23 protein-coding genes are annotated in these 21,704 nt (G+C 47.3%); 11 read left to right on the top strand and 12 right to left on the bottom strand.

Annotation, left to right across the window (positions count from 1 at the left end):
* Positions 1-317: 317 nt before the first annotated feature.
* A complete protein-coding gene (locus ACJHYR_RS15655; protein WP_000190855.1) occupies positions 318-1,850 on the top strand; it encodes a SpoVR family protein in 1,533 nt (510 codons plus the stop codon).
* Between the two features lie 50 nt (positions 1,851-1,900).
* On the opposite strand, the gene fadR is transcribed toward ACJHYR_RS15655, so the two are convergent.
* Positions 1,901-2,620 (bottom strand): fatty acid metabolism transcriptional regulator FadR, encoded by a 720-nt coding sequence (gene fadR, locus ACJHYR_RS15650; protein ID WP_000234823.1) that lies wholly within the window; start codon positions 2,618-2,620, stop codon positions 1,901-1,903.
* 221 nt (positions 2,621-2,841) lie between these two features.
* Here fadR and nhaB point away from each other — a divergent pair, with 221 nt between their 5' ends.
* Positions 2,842-4,383 carry a Na(+)/H(+) antiporter NhaB gene (gene nhaB / locus ACJHYR_RS15645; RefSeq protein ID WP_000406391.1) on the top strand — a complete coding sequence of 514 codons (1,542 nt, stop codon included), beginning with the start codon at positions 2,842-2,844 and terminating at the stop codon, positions 4,381-4,383.
* A gap of 145 nt (positions 4,384-4,528) precedes the next feature.
* Positions 4,529-5,059, top strand: a complete 531-nt coding sequence (gene dsbB, locus ACJHYR_RS15640) for a disulfide bond formation protein DsbB (RefSeq protein ID WP_000943459.1) — start codon at positions 4,529-4,531, stop codon at positions 5,057-5,059.
* Between the two features lie 45 nt (positions 5,060-5,104).
* Here dsbB and umuC read toward each other — a convergent pair whose 3' ends face one another.
* Positions 5,105-6,373, bottom strand: a complete 1,269-nt coding sequence (gene umuC / locus ACJHYR_RS15635; protein WP_000457637.1) for a DNA polymerase V catalytic protein — start codon at positions 6,371-6,373, stop codon at positions 5,105-5,107.
* Positions 6,373-6,792, bottom strand: a complete 420-nt coding sequence (locus tag ACJHYR_RS15630; RefSeq protein ID WP_000897378.1) for a translesion error-prone DNA polymerase V autoproteolytic subunit — start codon at positions 6,790-6,792, stop codon at positions 6,373-6,375. Before ACJHYR_RS15630 ends, umuC begins: the two co-directional genes overlap by 1 nt.
* Positions 6,793-7,163: 371 nt before the next feature.
* Between ACJHYR_RS15630 and hlyE the strand changes: the two genes are divergently transcribed.
* Positions 7,164-8,075 (top strand): hemolysin HlyE, encoded by a 912-nt coding sequence (hlyE, locus tag ACJHYR_RS15625; protein ID WP_072837492.1) that lies wholly within the window; start codon positions 7,164-7,166, stop codon positions 8,073-8,075.
* 206 nt (positions 8,076-8,281) lie between these two features.
* Here the strand turns inward: hlyE and ACJHYR_RS15620 are convergent, their stop codons facing one another.
* The 3 genes from ACJHYR_RS15620 to ACJHYR_RS15610 form a co-directional block, all read right to left on the bottom strand.
* Complete coding sequence (locus ACJHYR_RS15620; protein WP_001306825.1) at positions 8,282-8,728, bottom strand: YcgN family cysteine cluster protein; 447 nt, start codon at positions 8,726-8,728, stop codon at positions 8,282-8,284.
* Between the two features lie 91 nt (positions 8,729-8,819).
* Complete coding sequence (locus tag ACJHYR_RS15615; protein WP_000284277.1) at positions 8,820-9,479, bottom strand: fumarylacetoacetate hydrolase family protein; 660 nt, start codon at positions 9,477-9,479, stop codon at positions 8,820-8,822.
* A 71-nt stretch (positions 9,480-9,550) separates the two neighbouring features.
* Positions 9,551-9,844: a YcgL domain-containing protein gene (locus ACJHYR_RS15610; protein ID WP_001376831.1), complete on the bottom strand. Its 294-nt coding sequence runs from the start codon at positions 9,842-9,844 to the stop codon at positions 9,551-9,553.
* Between the two features lie 241 nt (positions 9,845-10,085).
* Between ACJHYR_RS15610 and pliG the strand changes: the two genes are divergently transcribed.
* Positions 10,086-10,487: a g-type lysoyme inhibitor PliG gene (gene pliG / locus ACJHYR_RS15605; protein ID WP_000695220.1), complete on the top strand. Its 402-nt coding sequence runs from the start codon at positions 10,086-10,088 to the stop codon at positions 10,485-10,487.
* A 102-nt stretch (positions 10,488-10,589) separates the two neighbouring features.
* Here pliG and ACJHYR_RS15600 read toward each other — a convergent pair whose 3' ends face one another.
* Complete coding sequence (locus ACJHYR_RS15600; protein WP_001056842.1) at positions 10,590-10,958, bottom strand: YcgJ family protein; 369 nt, start codon at positions 10,956-10,958, stop codon at positions 10,590-10,592.
* A 519-nt stretch (positions 10,959-11,477) separates the two neighbouring features.
* Here ACJHYR_RS15600 and minC point away from each other — a divergent pair.
* The 3 genes from minC to minE are packed head-to-tail and all read left to right on the top strand — an operon-like array spanning position 11,478 to position 13,279.
* Complete coding sequence (gene minC, locus ACJHYR_RS15595) at positions 11,478-12,173, top strand: septum site-determining protein MinC (RefSeq protein ID WP_000072536.1); 696 nt, start codon at positions 11,478-11,480, stop codon at positions 12,171-12,173.
* 23 nt (positions 12,174-12,196) lie between these two features.
* Complete coding sequence (minD, locus tag ACJHYR_RS15590; protein ID WP_000101055.1) at positions 12,197-13,009, top strand: septum site-determining protein MinD; 813 nt, start codon at positions 12,197-12,199, stop codon at positions 13,007-13,009.
* 3 nt (positions 13,010-13,012) lie between these two features.
* Positions 13,013-13,279 carry a cell division topological specificity factor MinE gene (gene minE / locus ACJHYR_RS15585; protein ID WP_001185665.1) on the top strand — a complete coding sequence of 89 codons (267 nt, stop codon included), beginning with the start codon at positions 13,013-13,015 and terminating at the stop codon, positions 13,277-13,279.
* Positions 13,280-13,646: 367 nt separating this feature from the next.
* Here the strand turns inward: minE and ypjA are convergent, their stop codons facing one another.
* From ypjA to ACJHYR_RS15570, 3 genes are all read right to left on the bottom strand, one after another.
* Entirely contained in the window at positions 13,647-16,991 is a 3,345-nt protein-coding gene (gene ypjA / locus ACJHYR_RS15580; protein WP_215466729.1) for an adhesin-like autotransporter YpjA/EhaD, read from the bottom strand.
* Positions 16,992-17,055: 64 nt separating this feature from the next.
* Complete coding sequence (locus ACJHYR_RS15575; RefSeq protein ID WP_001131446.1) at positions 17,056-17,175, bottom strand: hypothetical protein; 120 nt, start codon at positions 17,173-17,175, stop codon at positions 17,056-17,058.
* Positions 17,136-17,321: a hypothetical protein gene (locus tag ACJHYR_RS15570; RefSeq protein WP_071593608.1), complete on the bottom strand. Its 186-nt coding sequence runs from the start codon at positions 17,319-17,321 to the stop codon at positions 17,136-17,138. The genes ACJHYR_RS15575 and ACJHYR_RS15570 overlap by 40 nt, the downstream gene beginning before the upstream one ends.
* A 100-nt stretch (positions 17,322-17,421) precedes the next feature.
* Here ACJHYR_RS15570 and ACJHYR_RS15565 point away from each other — a divergent pair, with 100 nt between their 5' ends.
* Genes ACJHYR_RS15565 through ACJHYR_RS15555 form a run of 3 tightly spaced genes read left to right on the top strand, consistent with a single transcriptional unit; the run spans position 17,422 to position 18,280 of the window.
* Positions 17,422-17,595, top strand: a complete 174-nt coding sequence (locus tag ACJHYR_RS15565; protein WP_000120099.1) for a hypothetical protein — start codon at positions 17,422-17,424, stop codon at positions 17,593-17,595.
* A gap of 1 nt (position 17,596) precedes the next feature.
* Positions 17,597-17,941, top strand: a complete 345-nt coding sequence (locus ACJHYR_RS15560) for a YMGG-like glycine zipper-containing protein (RefSeq protein ID WP_000726974.1) — start codon at positions 17,597-17,599, stop codon at positions 17,939-17,941.
* 3 nt (positions 17,942-17,944) lie between these two features.
* Positions 17,945-18,280 carry a YmgD family protein gene (locus ACJHYR_RS15555; RefSeq protein ID WP_000979977.1) on the top strand — a complete coding sequence of 112 codons (336 nt, stop codon included), beginning with the start codon at positions 17,945-17,947 and terminating at the stop codon, positions 18,278-18,280.
* 55 nt (positions 18,281-18,335) lie between these two features.
* On the opposite strand, the gene ACJHYR_RS15550 is transcribed toward ACJHYR_RS15555, so the two are convergent.
* A complete protein-coding gene (locus tag ACJHYR_RS15550; RefSeq protein ID WP_271306373.1) occupies positions 18,336-20,984 on the bottom strand; it encodes an ECIAI39_1904 family autotransporter adhesin in 2,649 nt (882 codons plus the stop codon).
* Positions 20,985-21,383: 399 nt separating this feature from the next.
* A complete protein-coding gene (gene ymgF / locus ACJHYR_RS15545; protein WP_001299921.1) occupies positions 21,384-21,602 on the bottom strand; it encodes a cell division-associated protein YmgF in 219 nt (72 codons plus the stop codon).
* Between the last annotated feature and the right edge of the window lie 102 nt (positions 21,603-21,704).

Below are 21,704 nucleotides of genomic sequence, written 5' to 3'. Positions count from 1 at the left end.
AACGGTAGATACAGTAAAAGAATAATAATCTAATTACATCTTGATAACTCAGTTGAAAATATTATTCAACATACAGCTTTTTTATGGTGAGCTGGCTCACATCTCCCTGACTCTGCGGCAATATGACGTCTTTAGTATCTCCTGCTGAACGCCCTTTTTATCCAGCATAAAATTCCGTTCAGAAGCGGATTAGTGGCACTCTGATAATAAGAAATCGCAAAGAAAAAAATTCTCCGGCGACGCGGTTTTTAACAGGTGTTCTATGCTTGAAATGAGGTGCTCCACACAGAGAGCGCCGACAACAATGAGGTGCGCGTATGGCGACGATCGATTCTATGAATAAGGACACCACACGTTTGAGCGATGGACCCGACTGGACGTTCGACCTGCTGGATGTTTATCTGGCAGAGATAGACCGGGTGGCGAAACTCTACCGGCTGGATACCTACCCGCACCAGATTGAAGTGATAACCTCAGAACAGATGATGGATGCCTACTCCAGCGTCGGCATGCCCATTAACTATCCGCACTGGTCATTCGGTAAAAAGTTTATCGAGACTGAACGGCTGTATAAGCACGGTCAGCAAGGACTGGCCTATGAAATCGTCATTAACTCTAACCCGTGTATCGCTTACCTGATGGAAGAAAACACCATTACCATGCAAGCGCTGGTGATGGCACACGCCTGCTATGGGCATAACTCTTTCTTCAAAAACAATTACTTATTCCGTAGCTGGACCGACGCCAGTTCGATTGTCGATTATCTGATTTTTGCCCGTAAATATATTACCGAGTGCGAAGAACGTTATGGCGTTGATGAAGTAGAACGGCTTCTGGACTCGTGCCACGCGCTGATGAACTACGGCGTGGACCGGTACAAACGCCCGCAAAAAATCTCGCTGCAAGAAGAGAAAGCCCGGCAGAAAAGTCGCGAAGAGTATCTGCAAAGTCAGGTCAATATGCTCTGGCGTACCCTGCCGAAGCGCGAGGAAGAGAAAACGGTTGCTGAAGCGCGCCGCTATCCGTCCGAGCCACAAGAAAACCTGCTCTATTTTATGGAGAAAAATGCGCCACTGCTGGAATCATGGCAGCGTGAAATTCTGCGTATTGTGCGTAAGGTGAGCCAGTATTTTTATCCGCAAAAACAGACTCAGGTGATGAACGAAGGCTGGGCGACCTTCTGGCACTACACCATCCTTAACCATCTGTATGATGAAGGGAAAGTAACGGAACGTTTTATGCTGGAGTTTTTGCACAGCCACACCAATGTGGTCTTCCAGCCGCCCTATAACAGCCCGTGGTACAGCGGCATCAACCCGTATGCCCTCGGGTTCGCCATGTTCCAGGATATTAAACGGATTTGTCAGTCGCCAACGGAAGAAGACAAATACTGGTTCCCGGATATCGCCGGTTCCGACTGGCTGGAAACGCTGCATTTCGCGATGCGTGATTTCAAAGATGAGAGTTTTATCAGCCAGTTCCTGTCACCGAAAGTGATGCGTGATTTCCGCTTCTTCACCGTGCTGGATGACGATCGGCATAATTATCTGGAGATTTCCGCTATTCATAATGAAGAAGGTTATCGGGAGATCCGTAACCGGTTATCGTCTCAATATAATTTAAGTAATCTGGAGCCGAATATTCAGATCTGGAACGTGGATTTGCGCGGCGACCGTTCGCTGACGCTGCGTTACATTCCACATAATCGCGCACCGCTGGATCGGGGGCGCAAAGAAGTACTGAAGCATGTGCATCGCCTGTGGGGATTTGATGTAATGCTGGAACAGCAAAACGAAGACGGCAGCGTCGAGTTGCTGGAACGTTGCCCGCCGAGAATGGGAAATCTGTAAAAACAACAAAAACCCCTCGTTTGAGGGGTTTGCTTTTTAAACGGAAGGGATTATCGCCCCTGAATGGCTAAATCACCCGGCAGATTTTTCTGCATCCGGTGCCAAATCTCGCCACTCTCATGCCCATAGCGACGCACTGTTTCGTACACCTGATCGTGCGCGCCTTCACTGCACAACGCCGACAGTTTGTGGTAGAAGCCCAGCGCCAGACTGCGCGCTTCCGGATTGGCGAAATAGTGACGACCAATGCGCGTATACAGTCCTTTCATCCCGTTAAGGATCAGACCGTAAATCGGGTTGCCGGAAGCAAACGCCAGACCGCGGAATATGTTGTAATCCAGCTCGGCAAAGGCATCGGCGTGATCGGCCACTTCATTAGCGGTAGCCAGCACCTCCTGCGCTTTATCGGGATGCTGACGAAACGCGGTGCGAATAAAAATAGTGGAAATATTGGTACGCACCGACAGCAAATTATCAATAAGCTGCGGCACACTTTCGTGATCCAGTCGCGCCAGTGTTTCAAGGATATTTAAACCGGAAGTTTCCCAGAAATTATTCACCTTCGTCGGCTTGCCATGTTGAATGGTCAACCAGCCATCTCGTGCCAGACGCTGTAACACTTCACGTAACGTAGTACGCGTTACGCCAATTAATTCTGAAAGTTCACGTTCTGCGGGCAAAATAGTCCCGGGAGGGAAGCGGTTATTCCAGATACTTTCAATAATGTACTCTTCCGCGAAACCCGCCGGGCTTTGCGCCTTAATGACCATAGTGAGATTTCCATAACACAGCAAAACAAAGTTGGACTCATCATACCAGAGGGCTAACTACGCTGATAGCAGACAAAAAGAAGAAAAAAGGGATCAAGGCTTCATTTTCCGCATCTCTTTCCCCTTGACTATCAAGACTTGCCTCACTCCTGCCTGACCGTTAAGCTTTGCGTTTAAACATAAAAACATCATTGATTATTTGTAAGGTAAGGGAAACCATCATGGAGATCTCCTGGGGCCGCGCGCTATGGCGCAATTTTTTGGGCCAGTCCCCCGACTGGTACAAACTCGCCCTCATCATTTTCTTAATCGTAAATCCGTTAATTTTCCTCATCAGCCCTTTCGTCGCGGGCTGGTTGCTGGTAGCGGAATTTATTTTCACTCTGGCGATGGCCCTGAAATGCTACCCGCTGCTCCCCGGTGGTCTGTTGGCTATCGAAGCGGTATTCATCGGCATGACCAGCGCGGAACACGTCCGTGAAGAGGTGGCGGCAAATCTTGAAGTCTTGCTGTTACTGATGTTTATGGTGGCGGGTATCTATTTTATGAAACAGCTGTTGCTGTTCATATTTACCCGTTTGCTGTTAAGCATTCGCTCCAAAATGCTGCTGTCGCTCTCTTTTTGCGTGGCGGCGGCGTTCCTCTCCGCGTTCCTCGATGCCTTAACCGTCGTGGCGGTGGTGATCAGCGTTGCTGTCGGTTTTTATGGTATTTATCACCGCGTAGCCTCTTCCCGTACCGAAGATACCGACCTGCAAGACGATAGTCATATCGACAAGCATTACAAAGTGGTTCTGGAACAGTTCCGTGGCTTTCTGCGTAGCCTGATGATGCATGCCGGTGTCGGCACTGCATTAGGCGGCGTGATGACCATGGTGGGCGAACCACAGAACCTGATCATCGCTAAAGCGGCTGGCTGGCATTTTGGCGATTTCTTCCTGCGCATGTCGCCAGTGACCGTTCCGGTTCTGATTTGTGGCCTGTTAACCTGCCTGCTGGTAGAGAAGCTGCGTTGGTTTGGCTACGGTGAAACGCTGCCGGAGAAAGTCCGCGAAGTGTTGCAACAGTTTGACGATCAAAGCCGCCACCAGCGTACCCGTCAGGATAAAATCCGTCTGATTGTCCAGGCGATTATTGGCGTCTGGCTGGTGACTGCGCTGGCGTTGCATCTGGCGGAAGTTGGCTTGATTGGTTTGTCAGTCATTATTCTGGCGACATCATTGACCGGTGTCACCGATGAACATGCTATCGGTAAAGCCTTCACCGAATCTCTGCCATTCACCGCACTGTTGACTGTGTTTTTCTCGGTAGTCGCGGTGATTATCGACCAACAACTGTTTTCGCCGATTATTCAGTTTGTGTTGCAGGCATCGGAACATGCTCAGCTGTCGCTGTTCTATATTTTCAACGGTCTGCTGTCATCCATTTCGGATAACGTCTTCGTGGGGACGATTTATATCAACGAAGCGAAAGCGGCAATGGAAAGTGGCGCTATCACGTTGAAGCAATACGAGCTGCTGGCGGTCGCCATTAATACCGGTACCAATCTGCCCTCTGTCGCTACGCCGAACGGTCAGGCTGCGTTCCTGTTCCTGCTGACCTCTGCACTCGCGCCATTGATTCGCCTCTCTTATGGCCGCATGGTGTGGATGGCCCTGCCTTACACCCTCGTCCTGACACTCGTCGGACTACTTTGCGTCGAGTTTACGCTTGCCCCTGTAACCGAATGGTTTATGCAAATGGGCTGGATAGCAACGCTTTGATAACAACTTACCGGGCATATAAATGCCCGGTTTGCCTTTTCGCCCGATAATTGTCCAATTGCGTCCTATTTTTGCTGCCTCCTGGTGGCGCAGCGAATGAATTGGTTTAAACTGCGCACTCTATGCATATTGCAGGGAAATGATTATGTTGCGATTTTTGAACCAATGTTCACAAGGCCGGGGCGCGTGGCTGTTGATGGCGTTTACCGCTCTGGCACTGGAACTGACGGCACTGTGGTTCCAGCATGTGATGTTACTGAAACCTTGCGTGCTCTGTATTTATGAACGCTGCGCATTATTCGGCGTTCTGGGTGCTGCGCTGATTGGCGCGATCGCCCCGAAAACTCCGCTGCGTTATGTAGCGATGGTTATCTGGTTGTATAGTGCGTTCCGCGGTGTACAGTTAACTTACGAGCACACCATGCTTCAACTCTATCCTTCGCCGTTTGCGACCTGTGATTTTATGGTTCGTTTCCCGGAATGGCTGCCGCTGGATAAATGGGTGCCGCAAGTGTTTGTCGCCTCTGGCGATTGCGCCGAGCGTCAGTGGGATTTTTTAGGTCTGGAAATGCCGCAGTGGTTGCTCGGTATTTTTATCGCTTACCTGATTGTCGCGGTGCTGGTGGTGATTTCCCAGCCGTTTAAAGCGAAAAAACGTGACCTGTTCGGTCGCTAATCCATTCAGCGCTCCTGCGGGAGCGCTTTTTTCCTGCCGCTATGTTTATTTGACCCGCAGTAAATCAGAACTTCGCGTTGTATAACGTGGTGAAAGCATGGCACGCTTCATCTGCCATTGTTGCTGGATCCCCTGCCCGGCAAAATAGAGTGTTCCTCTGCCCTCTTTAGCATTTAGCGTATCCATTACCGCCATCAATTGCTCACTCCCGGGGCGCGGTGCGTTGTCATCGAATAAATTGAGCTGCGCGACTCCCTGACTGAAGAAATCCCCCAGCATCACGCCCGCTTTTTGGTAACGATGGCCCGCTTGCCAGATGGCATCCAGAGATCGCGTAGCGGCGTTAATGATATCCCTGCTGTCCTGAGTGGGCGTCAGCAGTTTTACCGACGCGCTATTGCCGTAATAAGGTTCATTGAGCGCAAATGGTGACGTCTTAATAAACGTGGAAATAAACCGACAATATTGATGCTCACTGCGAAGTTTTTCCGCCGCCCGGGCAGCGTAACTACAAATGGCCTGCCGCATCGACGTATAATCCGTGATGCGTTCACCAAACGAGCGGGAACAGATAATTTCCTGCTTCGTCGGTGCAAACTCTTCCAGTTGCAAACAGGGTTCACCGCGCAGTTCACGCACCGTTCTTTCGAGCACGACATTAAAATGTTTACGGATAAACCGGATATCTGTACCCGCCAAATCGAGAACGGTTTTGATCCCCATCGCGTCCAGTTTTTTGCTGATCCGCCGTCCAATCCCCCAGACTTCATCCACGGGGAGAGCAGACATTAATTTACGCTGGCGTTCCAGATTTGATAAATCCACCACCCCACCCGTCTGCCGCTGCCATTTTTTTGCCGCATGATTGGCAAGCTTAGCCAGCGTTTTGGTCTGGGCGATCCCCACGCCAACAGTAAGATGGGTACGTTGTAGCACCGTTGCGCGAATTTCTCGGCCCAAATCAGTCAGATCGCGACAATTACGCACACCGGTCAGATCGCAGAATGCCTCATCAATACTGTAAATCTCGACGCGGGGCGATAGCTCTTCCAGCGTCGACATCACCCGATTGCTCATATCGGCGTAAAGCTCATAGTTACTGCTAAAGCAAACCACGCCACAGCGGCGAAACAGATCTTTTTGTTTGAACCAGGGATCGCCCATTTTAACGCCAAGCGCCTTTGCCTCAGCGTTTCGGGCGATAACGCAACCGTCATTATTCGATAGCACAACCACCGGTTTACCCCATAAATCAGGGCGAAACACCGTCTCACAGCTGGCATAAAACGCGTTTACATCACAGAGGGCAAACATCAGCGCATCGCCTTAACGACGTGGATCACCACACCAAAGACATCCAGCGTATCTTCGCTACTGATGGTAATGGGTGAATATGCACTGTTCATGGGAATAAGCTGTACAGTCGGGCGTAGTTGCAATTTTTTCACCGTAAACTCGCCGTCAACAGCAGCGATGACAATATCACCATGGCTGGCGGTAATAGCGCTATCGACAATCAGTAAATCACCGTCACTAATCCCACCATCAATCATAGAATCACCACTTGCTTTGACGAAGTAAGTCGCGCTGGGATGCTGGATCAACAGTTGATTCAGATCGATGCGCTGTTCAACGTAATCTGCGGCCGGTGAAGGAAAGCCACACTGAACAAGATCGCTAAATAGCGGAAAAGTCACAATTTCGCGGAGATCCGCAGGCTTGATAAACAACATAATAATCTGCCTGAAGTTATACTGTTTTTATATACAGTAGTCTGTTCTTGCCAGCAGATCAATACTGATTCAGGCTATCAATATTTGTCGCTGCATAGACTGCTGATTTTTCGTTCTCTTATCCTGTGCTCACGCGCCTTCTGGCGACGACGCTCATCCAGCAGAAATGAAAAATATCACCCGGCTAAAAAATAGAATAGAAGCATTCGCCATAATGACATTAAACATTGTTTGATATTTATCATATTAATAGAAATAAAGACATTGACGCATCTCGCCCGCCTAACTATGAATTAGATGAAGTAAAATTCATTAATAGTTGTAAAACAGGAGTTTCATTACAATTTATATATTTAAAGAGGCGAATGATTATGACTGAAATCGTTGCAGATAAAACGGTAGAGGTAGTTAAAAACGCAATCGAAACCGCAGATGGAGCATTAGACCTTTATAATAAATATCTCGATCAGGTCATCCCCTGGCAGACCTTCGATGAAACCATAAAAGAGTTAAGTCGCTTTAAACAGGAGTATTCACAGGCAGCCTCCGTTTTAGTTGGCGATATTAAAACCTTACTTATGGATAGCCAGGATAAGTATTTTGAAGCAACCCAAACGGTGTATGAATGGTGTGGTGTTGCGACGCAATTGCTCGCAGCGTATATTTTGCTATTTGATGAGTACAATGAGAAGAAAGCATCCGCCCAGAAAGACATTCTCATTAAGGTACTGGATGACGGCATCACGAAGCTGAATGAAGCGCAAAAATCCCTGCTGGTAAGCTCACAAAGTTTCAACAACGCTTCCGGGAAACTGCTGGCGTTAGATAGCCAGTTAACCAATGATTTTTCAGAAAAAATCAGCTATTTCCAGTCACAGGTAGATAAAATCAGGAAGGAAGCGTATGCCGGTGCCGCAGCCGGTGTCGTCGCTGGTCCATTTGGATTAATCATTTCCTATTCTATTGCTGCGGGCGTAGTTGAAGGGAAACTGATTCCAGAATTGAAGAACAAGTTAAAATCTGTGCAGAGTTTCTTTACCACCCTGTCTAACACGGTTAAACAAGCGAATAAAGATATCGATGCCGCCAAATTGAAATTAACCACCGAAATAGCCGCCATCGGGGAGATAAAAACGGAAACTGAAACAACCAGATTCTATGTTGATTATGATGATTTAATGCTTTCTTTGCTAAAAGAAGCGGCCAAAAAAATGATTAACACCTGTAATGAGTATCAGAAAAGACACGGTAAGAAGACACTCTTTGAGGTACCTGAAGTCTGATAAGCGATTATTCTCTCCATGTACTCAAGGTATAAAGCTTATCACATTTAAAAATACAGACGTTTTTTAAAGATTGAGAGTTACCTGTTGATAATAAGGTATCGGGTAACTCTCATTATGACAGAGCGCTTTCAAAAACAGGGCTACGAAATGGCGAGTATCCAGACGTATATTAAGAAAGCCCCCATCAACATCTATTAAATTTATCACTGCGCCCAGTCAGGTTTATTTAAGATATGATCCTGCCAGTCAATCACTTCTGATTCTTTCACTGCGATATGACGCACAGAGATACGTTCGCCATGCATTGCCGCTTTCGAACCAGTAAGCAGCGGATGCCACGCAGGTAAATCTTTACCTTCCGCCAGCAAGCGATAAGCGCAGGTCATTGGCAGCCATTCGAATGTTGGCAGATTTTCACGGGTTAATTTAATGCAGTCAGGTTCAAACTCGAAACGACGTTCGTAGTTCCGACATTGACAGGTTTTAATATTGAGCTGGCGACAGGCGACGTTAGTGAAGTAGATTTCGTCGGTGTCTTCATCCATCAGTTTATGCAGGCAACACTGACCGCAACCATCACACAACGACTCCCATTCCGCATCGCTCATTTCGTCCAGGGTTTTACTTTGCCAGAAAGGTACATCGCTCATCAGGTGTTCCGCCATTACGTTAAAACGCACCTTATAACCAGTCTGGCACAGCGATGCAAGTTTTGCCGCCGCTTTCAGGCGACAAAAAGTATTACAAAACGCGAGTTGTCAAAGAATGCCCATCGAAAGTGACTGTCAGCTCATCACCACTTTGCAACGGGCCGACGCCATCAGGCGTGCCTGTCAGCACAACGTCACCGGCCTTGAGGGTAAAGAACTTGCTCATATAAGCGATCAGCGGAACGATTTTATGGATCATGTCCGCAGTCGTACCTTGCTGGCGTTGTTCGCCGTTTACGCTCAGGCCCAGCGTTGTATTTTGCGGATCGCCGGTGAATTCCGCCGCGGGAATAAACCCGGAAAGCGGACAAGAGTTATCAAACGCTTTGGCCTTTTCCCACGGCTGCCCGGCTTTCTTCATTTTTCCCTGAACATCACGCAATGTCAGATCGAGCGCCACGCCGTAACCGGCAATGGCTTTACGGACATGCTCTTCCGTAGCCTGACGCAGCGTCGCGCCAATCAACACCGCCAGTTCGACTTCATGATGAACTGAACCGAAATCGGATGGGATCGCCAATGGCTGCCGCAGATCGCACAGTGCCGTTTCTGGTTTAATAAACAGCACTGGCTCTTCGGGCACTGCGCTGCCCATCTCTTTAATATGTTTGGCATAGTTACTGCCAACACAGACTACTTTACTCACCGGATAATCCAGCAGCGCACCTTGCCAGTTGTGATGTTGATACATAACGTTCCCCTCACCTTATCGTGGATATGAAAACCCGCGCCGACAAAGATAATGCCACCGCCGGATATCGGTTATTTGTTCGTGTCGTGTGTTTTCTGCCCCATGACGGAAAGATGTTGCTTCAGCAAATCTTCGGGTGGTGGCGGTAACTGCAAATAGTAACCTTGCTCGGTTAATGCCTGTTTAACCTTTTCAATATCGGCATTGACCAGTTTCTTCCGCCCATCCAGCGGCAGAATCATCGCTAACTGAGGCTGACCAAAACCTTTCATCAGTTCCTCAGGAACACGCGAAAAATCGTCTTTTTTTTCGACATATAAATAGGTCTGGTCACGCTTGCTGCTTCGATAAATCACACAAAACATACTTTTACTCTTTAAGATGCCAGGTTTTGGCATAAGCTAACATCAATGAAACCCGCGCCACAAGCCAGCCAGCTGTAGATTTCTACGGTTTGTTGAGTCCATGCCCCCTTTATAAGTAATCCCCCCGGCAAAAATGCCGCGACGGGATTTTACCGAACGCAGGAAAGCCACTGGAATTCTCCCGTAAGGGATTGTTATATTATAACAGTTCATCGTACTCATTCTGAACAGGAGACTACCTATGAAAATCAAGAGCATCAGTAAGGCTGTATTATTGCTTGCACTGCTAACCTCCACGAGCTTTGCTGCGGGTAAGAATGTCAATGTTGAGTTCAGAAAAGGCCATAGCAGCGCTCAGTACTCCGGCGAAATAAAGGGATACGATTACGATACATATACCTTTTATGCCAAAAAAGGTCAGAAAGTGCATGTGAGTATCTCTAATGAAGGCGCTGATACTTACCTCTTCGGGCCAGGAATCGATGATTCTGTTGATTTATCCAGATATTCCCCAGAACTCGATAGTCACGGACAATACTCACTCCCTGCTTCTGGCAAATATGAGCTGCGAGTGCTGCAAACTCGAAACGACGCCCGTAAAAACAAAACTAAAAAATATAACGTCGATATTCAAATTAAGTAAATGTCAACCGACGGGGACTCTCCCCGTCATAAACGTTAACGCCCCACTCCTCTCTGTCGCTCAAGAGGTTAATGACGAATAGAACATAATGTAAACAAGACATCACTCACGACACATAAATAACATCTTTGTGGTGGTTTGATTGATTTTTCCACTCCGCTTACCATTCACACCAAAATAACGATCATCACGACATAATTTTTCTTTAACATCGCAAAATACACCGTTAGCGAATGTAAATTCGCTGGGATCGTAGCCTTGTAATGATTGTAAGTTTTCAGCGGCTTTTTCGCCGAGATATTTCCTTGTTAACTCTGGGGAAATGCCATCTGAGTTCACACAAATATACGGGTCGCAAACAACGCCGCACGCCGGAGATTGAAGTCCGCCAGCGTCATTTCCAGACGCCATTGATGAGAACATCATCCCCACACCTGACAATCCGATATAAAAAATACGCATCATATTCATAGCACATCCTGATAATCCAACCGTACAACACTTATGCTCATTTCATCATCAATCCGTAATCAAAACCGCTGACCTGGACGAGTTACGATGACCTGACAGAAGTATCAGACGTCTTCTGCGGTTTCTATGATAGAGCAATTCTGTGGCGGATATTAAGATAACGGGTATCTGTTCTTTAATGATGCCGCAAAAAATGGAAAGTTAAGAAAGCCTGGCGTGGTGAAAAAATACACTTGCCTCAATACTGGATATTTAAACAGGCCTGAAGATGCTGTCACGATTAGGGTGCGGAAAAAGGAAGCGTAAATAAGAACAATCAAAAGTACGACGGCAATGGGTTGATTGACAAGGGTATTTTTTAAGCTATGAATCAGCGCCATTTATCACAGAATAGACTTTTACTCTGAATAAATGGGAGGGTGACTTGCCTCAATATAATCCAGACTATAACATGCCTTATAGTCTTCGGAACATCATCGCGCGCTGGCGATGATTAATAGCTAATTGAGTAAGGCCAGGATGTCAAACACGCCAATCGAGCTTAAAGGCAGTAGCTTCACTTTATCTGTGGTTCATCTGCATGAGGCAGAACCTAAGGTTATCCATCAGGCGCTGGAAGACAAAATCGCTCAGGCCCCCGCATTTTTAAAACATGCCCCCGTTGTACTCAACGTCAGTGCACTGGAAGACCCGGTAAACTGGTCAGCGATGCATAAGGCGGTTTCGGCAACCGGTTTGCGGGTTATTGGCGTAAGTGGCTGCAAAGATGCGCAACTTAAAGCCGAAATTGAAAAAATGGGGCTGCCTATCCTGACGGAAGGAAAGGAAAAAGCGCCGCGTCCAGCTCCCGCACCGCAGGCTCCAGCGCAAAATACAACGCCGGTCACAAAAACGCGTTTAATAGATACCCCGGTGCGTTCCGGTCAGCGTATTTATGCTCCACAATGTGATCTGATTGTTACAAGCCACGTTAGCGCTGGGGCCGAATTGATTGCCGATGGTAACATTCATGTCTATGGCATGATGCGCGGTCGTGCGCTGGCAGGGGCAAGTGGTGACCGAGAAACGCAAATATTTTGCACGAACCTGATGGCGGAACTGGTGTCCATCGCAGGTGAATACTGGCTGAGTGATCAAATCCCAGCAGAATTTTATGGCAAAGCGGCGCGACTGCAGTTAGTCGAAAACGCTTTGACCGTTCAACCGTTAAATTGATCCCTTTTTAACAAGGAATTTCTATGGCACGCATTATTGTTGTTACTTCGGGCAAAGGGGGTGTTGGTAAGACAACCTCCAGCGCGGCCATCGCCACTGGTTTGGCCCAGAAGGGAAAGAAAACTGTCGTGATAGATTTTGATATCGGCCTGCGTAATCTCGACCTGATTATGGGTTGCGAACGCCGGGTCGTTTACGATTTCGTCAACGTCATTCAGGGCGATGCAACGCTAAATCAGGCGTTAATTAAAGATAAGCGTACTGAAAATCTCTATATTCTTCCGGCATCGCAAACACGCGATAAAGATGCCCTCACCCGTGAAGGGGTCGCCAAAGTTCTTGATGATCTGAAAGCGATGGATTTTGAATTTATCGTTTGTGACTCCCCGGCAGGGATTGAAACCGGTGCGCTAATGGCACTCTATTTTGCAGACGAAGCCATTATTACCACCAACCCGGAAGTCTCCTCAGTACGCGACTCTGACCGTATTTTAGGCATTCTGGCGTCGAAATCACGCCGCGCAGAAAATGGCGAAGAGCCTATTAAAGAGCACCTGCTGTTAACGCGCTATAACCCAGGCCGCGTAAGCAGAGGTGACATGCTGAGCATGGAAGATGTGCTGGAGATCCTGCGCATCAAACTCGTCGGTGTGATCCCTGAGGATCAATCAGTATTGCGCGCCTCTAACCAGGGTGAACCGGTCATTCTCGACATTAACGCCGATGCGGGTAAAGCCTACGCAGATACCGTAGAACGTCTGTTGGGAGAAGAACGTCCTTTCCGCTTCATTGAAGAAGAGAAGAAAGGCTTCCTCAAACGCTTGTTCGGAGGATAAGTTATGGCATTACTCGATTTCTTTCTCTCGCGGAAGAAAAACACGGCCAACATTGCAAAAGAACGGCTGCAGATTATTGTTGCTGAACGCCGTCGCAGCGATGCAGAACCGCACTATCTGCCGCAGTTGCGTAAAGATATTCTTGAGGTCATTTGTAAATACGTACAAATTGATCCTGAGATGGTAACCGTACAGCTTGAGCAAAAAGATGGCGATATTTCTATTCTTGAGCTGAACGTGACCTTACCGGAAGCAGAAGAGCTGAAATAAGCCCGCTGTAAAAGCGCATTTATCTTCAAGGCAGAGTCATCTCTGCCTTGAGTTTTTCATCCCTCTCATCCACGTTGTGGTAAAAGCCTAGAGTATTCTTGCTGATACTACTCATTGCTTCCCCCCCCCTTTACACCTTAATGCTGTTCCCCCACACAGAACAAAATGTTTATACCTGGCTGAGTAAATAACCTTATTGTTAGCATGGGTATACTGGGAGATGATAACCCCGCAATTTCATTATTCATTGTTCTCCCATAGGATGAGGTTTCCCGCCGTAACTGGCGGGCTTTTTTTGCCGCAGAATTTTCCCTTTTAACACCCTGTAAACGAAAACTGCGCCGAAGCGCAGTTTAATCGTTGATGGTCAGAACGACCAGTTCGCACCAGCCACCGCGTTCCACGGGGATTCCACACCGGCACCATGGCTATACCCCACCCCGAGATGCCCGCTTAACGAACTGCTGAATGAGGCTTTAATACCTGCCTGGTATATTCCACGTCTGCCCGACAAATCATTGACAAAATTACCGTCATTATTCACTTTCACCCGGTTATCATCGACAAATTCTTTGCGCACAGCAGCCTTCAGCCACGGCTCAACTTCCATGCCGTTCCCCAGACGCATGTTGTAACTCAGCGTTGCGCCCAGTTCACGATATATACTGCGGGTATCGACTGATTTCGACCCCATGCCATTGGATAAATGATATTCGGGGTTATCAGCGGTGAACCCCGTTAACGATGCATACGGCGTCAGGTTCCAGTTACCATCGGTAAATCGCATCCCGGTTTCAATGTGCCCCCCCAGCCCGTTGCTATGATAACTGCCGTTGGCGGCTCCACCGCTGCTCATTTTACCGGCTACGTTACTTTCAAAGCGGTTCAGCTTCACGATACCGTCCAGATAGAAACCACTTTCATGTTCCCAGCTGGCATAGCCCCCCAGAGAATAACTGCCCACACTGCCATGTCCTCCACGATCAAAACCGATATGTGAATGGGAATAACCCATAAAAGCGCCCAGCGTCGCAATCCCCTCAGGAATATCATTACGACTGTCGATCCCCACTGTCATTCCGGTCAGCGTCTGCTCAAACCCGGCACCCGCATCGGTGGTGACATTATTACGGGTGTTATACGTCGTCCCCCAGACATTATTGTTGTGTGGACTCGCTTTCATTATGTTCAACCGCTCGCGAATACTGTTTAGCTCAGCATCAAAGACCAACGGTAATGTTGCTGCCATATTGAGTACGGCAGCCGTAGAAGGCGTGATGCGTTTCTCCGGAACGGGTGTCGGCGTTGGCTCGGGAGTCGGGTCTGGATTTGGATTTGGATTTGGATTTGGATTTGGATTTGGATTTGGGTTCGGATTTGGGTTCGGATTTGGGTTCGGGTTCGGGTTCGGATTTGGATTTGGGTTGACATTATTAGTCAGGTTCCAGTTGCTGTTGCCGTCGCTTTTCAGGACATACTCATAGGTCCCAAGATCAACGAAACCGCCGGTATTGCCCAGCGTAAACGACGCATCCCCTCCCCCTGTTTTCACCAGCGTCATCGCATCGTCAGACTGAGGGCTGACGCCGGTATCCTGAACAAAGATTTTAAAATTACCAGTGGCGTTGTTGTTGACGATCAGTTGATCGCCCCGGGAGCCTGCAACGTTGGTATGCAGGTAGAAATTACCGCTGCCGGAAAGTTCACTGGTGGTCAGCGTATTGTAGATATCGTTAGTTGTGGCAGGCGCTGATAAATAAACATCACCGTCGTTGAGTAGCAAACTGTTTACTCTATATTCGCAGTTGCTGGTGCCTGCACAGGAATTATTGCTGTTAAGCCAGACACTGCCCCGGCTGGCAGCCGTCAGGTCGGCAAGCGTCGTATCGACACCATTTCCCAGAGTTAATGTCGCGCTATCGGTAATCCGGACCGCCCCTTCAAGTTTTACTGGCGTAACATTATCCCGTGGCGTCATTAACGACAGGCTTCCTGTCGCGCCACTGACCGATGCATTCGCCAGCGTACCTGCGTAGACGATTGCTGTCCCGCCAGCAACCTGGAGATCTTCTGCCCGGGCCAGAGCCTGAAACTCATCTTTTGACCGCCCAAGGGTATATTGCCCACCAGAGTTAACCTTTGTGGCGGAGTCCTGACCCAGGTTTTGCATTGCACCACCCTTGTCAACCGTGGAGTCACGGGCTTCGGTACCTGCTAATACCAATAAATTACCGCCATTTTCCAGCAACATATTGGTCGCTAAATTGCTGGCAATGGAAAAGGTGCCGTACTGGTGCGTACCGCTGATTTCAATACCGTTAGCCGTGCTCGTCTGGAGAGCGGCACCGCTGTTCTGGACGATATCTGTCGCTTTGCCATTATCGTTGACTGTCAGCGTTCCGCCTTCATTGATCGTTGTTTTTATTGCCTCTCCGTTAGCTGAAACTGTTTGTATTCCGCCGTCGTTAATTGTTGTCTCATTTGCCACACCCTCGACGATTTGTTCACCGCCAGTGAGCGTCGTGCCTGTCGCAGTGGCTTTTGTTTTGACGATCTCCCGACCGCCCGCATTGACCTGTGTTTTGGCGGAAGTGGTGTCTGACTCCACGGTTAACACGCCGCCATTTGTCAGCAGGATATTGTTCGCCGCACCCTGCTCGATGCTGAACGCGACGCCATCAGAGCGTGTCCCTGTGACCCGCGTCGCCCTGGTGGTTGCAACCAACGCGCCCTGACTACTCTGCTGTATCCCCGTTGCGCTGCCTTTCTCCCGCACATCGAGTATGCCGCCATTGTTAAGTCTGGTGGTATATGCTACGGCCTCCTCGTGGACAATCAGCTTACCGCCAGCATCAACGATGGTATCTACCGCCGAGGTTTGAGCTACGACCGTCAGTTGGCCGGTATTTTCCAGCACAACATGCTCAGCCCTGCCTCCGGTAATAGTGAAGTGAGATGACCTCTGGTATCCATCAATATCAGTCCCCGCGCCCGTATTGGCAACTAAAGCGCTCCCCGTGTCCAGGTAAACCCCATGTGCGATACCGCCGGTATCGACAATCAGCGTGCCTCCGGCGCGAATATTGCTGCCAGTTGCCGTACCTCCTTTCTCAACAACCTGCTTGCTCCCGGAAGAGATATTTGTTGTGTCAGCTTTCCCGCCGCTCTTGATATTTTGCGTGCCACTGTTGATATTGGTTCCCGTAGCAATACCATGATTATAAATATTCTGTGTACCGCCATTAATTATGGTATTAGTCGCGTTCCCGGCAACATCCATGGCCCCGCCGTTATCTATTCGGGTCGCATCAGCTTTAGCATTCGTTAAAACTGACATTGTTCCTTTATCGTTAATTATCGTCCCTGTAGAAATTCCTCCCTCACTAATTGTCTGGCTGCCACCGTTAATGACTGTATTATTAGCCTGCCCCTGATAAGAGCCATGACCAGATACCTCTTGATGTCCACCAGTATCAATAACACTTCCATTAGAAATCCCGCCATATACCTCCTGATTGCCGTGATTGATGATATGAGCATTATTTGTTGTACCTCGTTCATCTACTCTTTGGCTGCCGTCTACAGTCTCATCATTTACAACGCCAATAACATTAGAAGTGAAGGCCGTCATCCCAGGCGGGGCATATATCATGGCAGCTATCAATAAGGAAAGTACTGAGCGGTGAAAATAATAGCGACTGATTCTGTTCATAAATTTCATCCTCTGAAAAATGAATACTGAGTAGCGTCTAAGTAACCTAAGCTCGGCTGCAACATCAGCCCGCAGGCACCAGACCAGGGGATTCATCCTGAAGAGACAGCGCAGGTGTATTGTGTTCACCGCTCACCAAAGACATCATGATGAAATGATGATATCCCGCATAAGAAAGAGGCATTTTTTAAACGCAATGCGCTGAAGTGTAGTTGGATAAAAAATCACTCTTTTCAGATAATACTGTCGTACGCTTATCTTTCGAAAATGAGGCCGTCGGCAAAATAAAATGACTAATGTAATCGTTGCTGATGAATATCTTCTGCTCACATAAAAATCACACAATAATATTGATAAATCAGATTATCTTACCTTTACAACATTGTATTAACAGTCAATGACAATTCTTGAATAAAAATATTGTCAATCAATGAGTTATTTCTCATTTGAGATTATTCTCATTCCCGTAAAAAACATAATTCCTATCATCACAGTCACGCTCATTTTGAATTATCTGAATAATAGCGAGCGTTCTTTAGTTAAGCAGATCTTAATTGAAGACGAAATTATTGTGTGTGCAACTTACTTAATACCGGACATCTAAGTTGAAGAAAAAAATACTTGCCTTCGGGCTTATCTCAGCATTGTTCTGCTCCACGCCAGCGATGGCGGATATGAATCGCACCACGAAAGGTGCATTGCTAGGCGCAGGCGTTGGTTTACTTACTGGCAATGGTGTTAATGGCGTACTGAAAGGTGCAGCTGTTGGCGCTGGTGTTGGTGCAGTAACAGAAAAAGGCCGCGACGGTAAAAATGCGCGTAAAGGTGCAAAAGTGGGTGCCGCCGTTGGTGCTGTCACTGGCGTTCTGACCGGCAATGGCCTCGAAGGGGCGATTAAAGGTGCCGTGATTGGCGGTACGGGTGGTGCAATTCTGGGTAAAATGAAATAAGGAATGATGATGAAAAAATTTGCTTTACTGGCGGGTCTGTTTGTTTTCGCACCAATGACCTGGGCGCAGGACTACAATATTAAAAACGGTTTGCCGTCAGAAACCTATATTACTTGCGCAGAAGCCAACGAAATGGCAAAAACTGACAGCGCACAGGTTGCAGAAATTGTTGCGGTAATGGGTAATGCCAGCGTTGCCAGCCGTGATTTAAAAATTGAGCAATCTCCGGAACTGAGCGCCAAAGTGGTAGAAAAACTGAATCAGGTTTGCGCTAAAGACCCGCAAATGCTGTTGATCACGGCAATTGATGACACTATGCGTGCTATCGGCAAAAAATAATATTTAATATGTTACCGCGTCGATGAATTCGACGCGGTATTTTAGCTAACGGGGATCAGAACTTATATTTCAGGCCCACCATCATTGCGGTGTCATTGTAGCCATTATCACCCAGCTGCACGCCCACATTACCCCAGACGCTGGCCGCCGGATTCAGATTGCCATTTACGCCAAGTTTAATTTCCCCCAGATTACGCGCCCCGTCTTGTTCAACTTTCACACCGTTCATTGAGACAGCAAAATCTTTACTGTTATGGATCCAGTTCATTTCAACAAAAGGTTCAAAGTCGTCACCGTGCGGACCGCTGTTTTTCTCCTGAGTACGAATAAAGGTGCGGAAGCCGAGTCGGGTCTGGATGTTGTTATTTGCGTCATTCTCAATACGTGAGCCATTGGCTTCCGTGTGCGCATTATGATCGACGCCCATCCAGATAGCCTGTGCCTGTGGCTGGAAGATCCACGTATATTTCGCCGCTTCCAGACCAAAGGATTTATTCAGGGCAAAACCGTAACCCGCTTCCAGCGAGACGGTTGCACCTTTCGCGCTATAGGATTCATAGGCTAACTCATCCCCTTTCACCGAGTTTTTAAACCAGCTATATTGCGCCCAGGCGTCAATGTATGCGCCTTTTTTACTGATGTCATCGGCAAACCAGGTGGCATACAGCCCTGCGCTATAGCCTCTGACACTCCCTTTCGAACGATAATCCGACACGCTGGAATGAGTTGAGTTGTAGTCGCGGGCATAACCAGCCAACACTCCCAAACGCCAACTGTCACTGTCGGTAAAACCACCGGTTAACAGATCCGCCCCTAACTGCGAGACGTAGCGATGCGAGGTCGTTCTCAACTGTCCGTTGCTGTTACGCCAGGCATTATGCCCGCCAATTTGTCGTAGCCAAAGTCGGTTTGAACGCTCCTGTTCAGTTACAGGATCGATGTAGCGCGTTTCACCTACACGATCGTTCAGACGCATAACAAAAAGAGTGTTAGCGGCTGCCAGGTTGGCGACGTAACTTCCAGCTTCGGGGCGCAGAACGGGAGTAGGCGCAACAGTAGGCGCTGAACTTCCTCCGGAGTTTGTTTCACCGCCGCTCGTTGCCTGGAAGTTAGTTAGATACCAGTTTTTATTGGTCGCTTCGGTATTACCTCGGGTTAATGAATATTCGTAGGCACCGGCGAAAATCCTCGAATCCTTAATAAATTCCCCATTTGATTCCCCCTCAACGCTGATAATCTCTATCCCATTTAACGTGTAAGCCCCGCTGCCTCCTGCATTGGTAACTTTAACTCGGGTTGTTCCGGAGGTATTTCCATTAATAACGACTTTATCCGTAGCTGAATTATCATCACCCAATTCAGTTCTGAGATGCAATACGCCATTATTACCAACGTAATTTTCAGTTATTGTTAACCTTGTTGGTTCGAAATCCTTTCCATCTGCCCGGGAAATATAGACCGTACTATTGTCAACCGTGAGCTTGCTCACCGTTGAGTCAGCTTTAATATCCCAGGTACTATTATCTGAAAGCGACAGATAGGTATGAGTGCTATCATCTGTTGAAAGATTGGCTGAACCCGTTATTTTTGAATTAGATGCATCGATGGACAAATGACCTTTAATATTATTGATAAAAACATCTGCAGCCGATGATACCTCACTATCCGTAATGGTCACGTTACTCGTCTCATTTTTATTGTAGAGGATTTCATTTACTGACCGTAGTGAGCTACCAGATAAAATATCTACCGTTGCTTCCTGACCATTTATGGAAGACTCCAGCACAATTCCAGCCCCCTGATGCGCGACTGCAGATGTATTTTTCAGCGTCACCTTGCCGCCATTATAAATTTTAGCAATCGCGGCGTCAGGACCCGTTGTATGAATTTCTCCCTGGTTAAATGAAACTGTCCCCTGGCGAGCAGCGATGGCATGAGCATTGTCCCCATGCGTGGTAATATCAACATCGGTTAATGTAACGCTGGCATTGGTATAATCAAGCTTGTCATCAGCCTTGACGACAGTGCCATTAGCGTACGCGGCATAACTTTCTGTTCCGTGGGTTGTTATCTCCCCTTTTGCCATATCCAGTTTTGCTATGGCGTTATTTTCATTACTTCCTGTATCGGCAGTACTTTCTTCATCAAGAGAAGATACACACGCACGCGCGCTTCCGGGAGATGCACACGCAAGAACGCCGACTGCGTGATTACCCGCAGTAACAATAAAAGTATTATTTCCGTCAGAAAAAGAGGGGGTAACCGAACCGTCAGAGTTGACTCTTATTATGGTATCAGTATTCAGGTTTCCATCAACTTGACTTAACAAACCAACAGAATAATCTCCCGTCGTGACAATCGTATTATTACCCCGCAAAGTGACAGCACCGCCATATTCACTTACGACTGCGCTAGCTGTATATACTTTGCTTAGAGGACTATTGTCAGAAGGATATAAACCGCCCGTTGTTACAATGACGCCATTGTTAATGGTTAAATTGCTACCCTCTCCTGCAACAGATACACCGTAACTTCCATTACCCGTTGTTATAACTAGCGCATTATCAATATCTTTTACTTCTCCATCTTTTATTGCCACAGCATGTTTATGTTCCTCGTGCTGAATAAACTGATCAGCATATGCATTACCCACCGCCAAAGCAATAAGTCCTAAACTAAACCCGGGGAGTTTTTTCAGTTTCATAGATTAACCATCCATTCATTGGATTAACAAACATTCCTAGTCAAATAACCTATGCGTTCAGATTATCAAAACGTAGGGTAAAGACAAAAACAAAAGCACAAAAAATTTAAATAGATAAACAGCGACAATATATAAATGATAAATAAGTCGGCATTATCATTTTTCACCTTATTTTCATGACATTGATCACTTTGAGGTGACGATTTTGTTTAACAAATAACTCTTCGACATCACAATCATTGATAGTTGCCATAGAAATTATTTCGATGATATATAAAACCAACTATGATAACACCAGGGTTGACAACTATTTGCGCAATAATTCCTTTCCTTCAATGATCCAGGCGTTCACTGTCAGCACCCCATTCAGCCGCATACTGACAGTGAGAAACTGAAAGATTATTGCTGATCCCTGTGGCTGACGAGTCTTTCCCTTAATCGATTAACCAGATTGATCGCCAGCCAAACAAGGGCATTAAGCAAATTTATCGTCACAAGCACTTCTCCCAGCCCGGTACTGGGTTTTGCAATAAGAATGACCAGGAGGGTGATCAGCATAAATGCAATGGAAAAGATGATATAGAGAGTGAAATAATCCAGATTATTACTATTGTTCATGCTACTAATGGCAATCCTGTCAAAACTTTCAAACAATTATAGCAAACAAAATAATGAACAATAGTAACAAGAGGCAACGAGCTAATTAGCTGTCTATAATTA

Source organism: Escherichia sp. WS1450, assembly GCF_046487395.1.
Classification (GTDB): domain Bacteria; phylum Pseudomonadota; class Gammaproteobacteria; order Enterobacterales; family Enterobacteriaceae; genus Escherichia; species Escherichia coli.
The sequence above is the reverse complement of the archived record's forward strand: the minus strand, read 5'-3'. Positions and strand labels throughout refer to the sequence as shown.

Excerpts from the sequence above, each read along its gene's own strand:
- ACJHYR_RS15565 (WP_000120099.1), top strand. The coding sequence starts at position 17,422 with ATGAGTTATTTCTCATTTGAGATTATTCTCATTCCCGTAAAAAACATA.
- ACJHYR_RS15610 (WP_001376831.1), bottom strand. The coding sequence starts at position 9,844 with ATGTTTTGTGTGATTTATCGAAGCAGCAAGCGTGACCAGACCTATTTA.
- ACJHYR_RS15615 (WP_000284277.1), bottom strand. The coding sequence starts at position 9,479 with ATGTATCAACATCACAACTGGCAAGGTGCGCTGCTGGATTATCCGGTG.
- nhaB (WP_000406391.1), top strand. The coding sequence starts at position 2,842 with ATGGAGATCTCCTGGGGCCGCGCGCTATGGCGCAATTTTTTGGGCCAG.
- ACJHYR_RS15550 (WP_271306373.1), bottom strand. The coding sequence starts at position 20,984 with ATGAAACTGAAAAAACTCCCCGGGTTTAGTTTAGGACTTATTGCTTTG.
- ACJHYR_RS15655 (WP_000190855.1), top strand. The coding sequence starts at position 318 with ATGGCGACGATCGATTCTATGAATAAGGACACCACACGTTTGAGCGAT.
- minC (WP_000072536.1), top strand. The coding sequence starts at position 11,478 with ATGTCAAACACGCCAATCGAGCTTAAAGGCAGTAGCTTCACTTTATCT.
- fadR (WP_000234823.1), bottom strand. The coding sequence starts at position 2,620 with ATGGTCATTAAGGCGCAAAGCCCGGCGGGTTTCGCGGAAGAGTACATT.
- hlyE (WP_072837492.1), top strand. The coding sequence starts at position 7,164 with ATGACTGAAATCGTTGCAGATAAAACGGTAGAGGTAGTTAAAAACGCA.
- ACJHYR_RS15620 (WP_001306825.1), bottom strand. The coding sequence starts at position 8,728 with ATGAGCGATGTACCTTTCTGGCAAAGTAAAACCCTGGACGAAATGAGC.
- ymgF (WP_001299921.1), bottom strand. The coding sequence starts at position 21,602 with ATGAACAATAGTAATAATCTGGATTATTTCACTCTCTATATCATCTTT.
- pliG (WP_000695220.1), top strand. The coding sequence starts at position 10,086 with ATGAAAATCAAGAGCATCAGTAAGGCTGTATTATTGCTTGCACTGCTA.
- ACJHYR_RS15555 (WP_000979977.1), top strand. The coding sequence starts at position 17,945 with ATGATGATGAAAAAATTTGCTTTACTGGCGGGTCTGTTTGTTTTCGCA.
- ACJHYR_RS15630 (WP_000897378.1), bottom strand. The coding sequence starts at position 6,792 with ATGTTGTTTATCAAGCCTGCGGATCTCCGCGAAATTGTGACTTTTCCG.
- ACJHYR_RS15600 (WP_001056842.1), bottom strand. The coding sequence starts at position 10,958 with ATGAATATGATGCGTATTTTTTATATCGGATTGTCAGGTGTGGGGATG.
- umuC (WP_000457637.1), bottom strand. The coding sequence starts at position 6,373 with ATGTTTGCCCTCTGTGATGTAAACGCGTTTTATGCCAGCTGTGAGACG.
- ACJHYR_RS15575 (WP_001131446.1), bottom strand. The coding sequence starts at position 17,175 with ATGCCTCTTTCTTATGCGGGATATCATCATTTCATCATGATGTCTTTG.
- ypjA (WP_215466729.1), bottom strand. The coding sequence starts at position 16,991 with ATGAACAGAATCAGTCGCTATTATTTTCACCGCTCAGTACTTTCCTTA.
- minE (WP_001185665.1), top strand. The coding sequence starts at position 13,013 with ATGGCATTACTCGATTTCTTTCTCTCGCGGAAGAAAAACACGGCCAAC.
- dsbB (WP_000943459.1), top strand. The coding sequence starts at position 4,529 with ATGTTGCGATTTTTGAACCAATGTTCACAAGGCCGGGGCGCGTGGCTG.
- minD (WP_000101055.1), top strand. The coding sequence starts at position 12,197 with ATGGCACGCATTATTGTTGTTACTTCGGGCAAAGGGGGTGTTGGTAAG.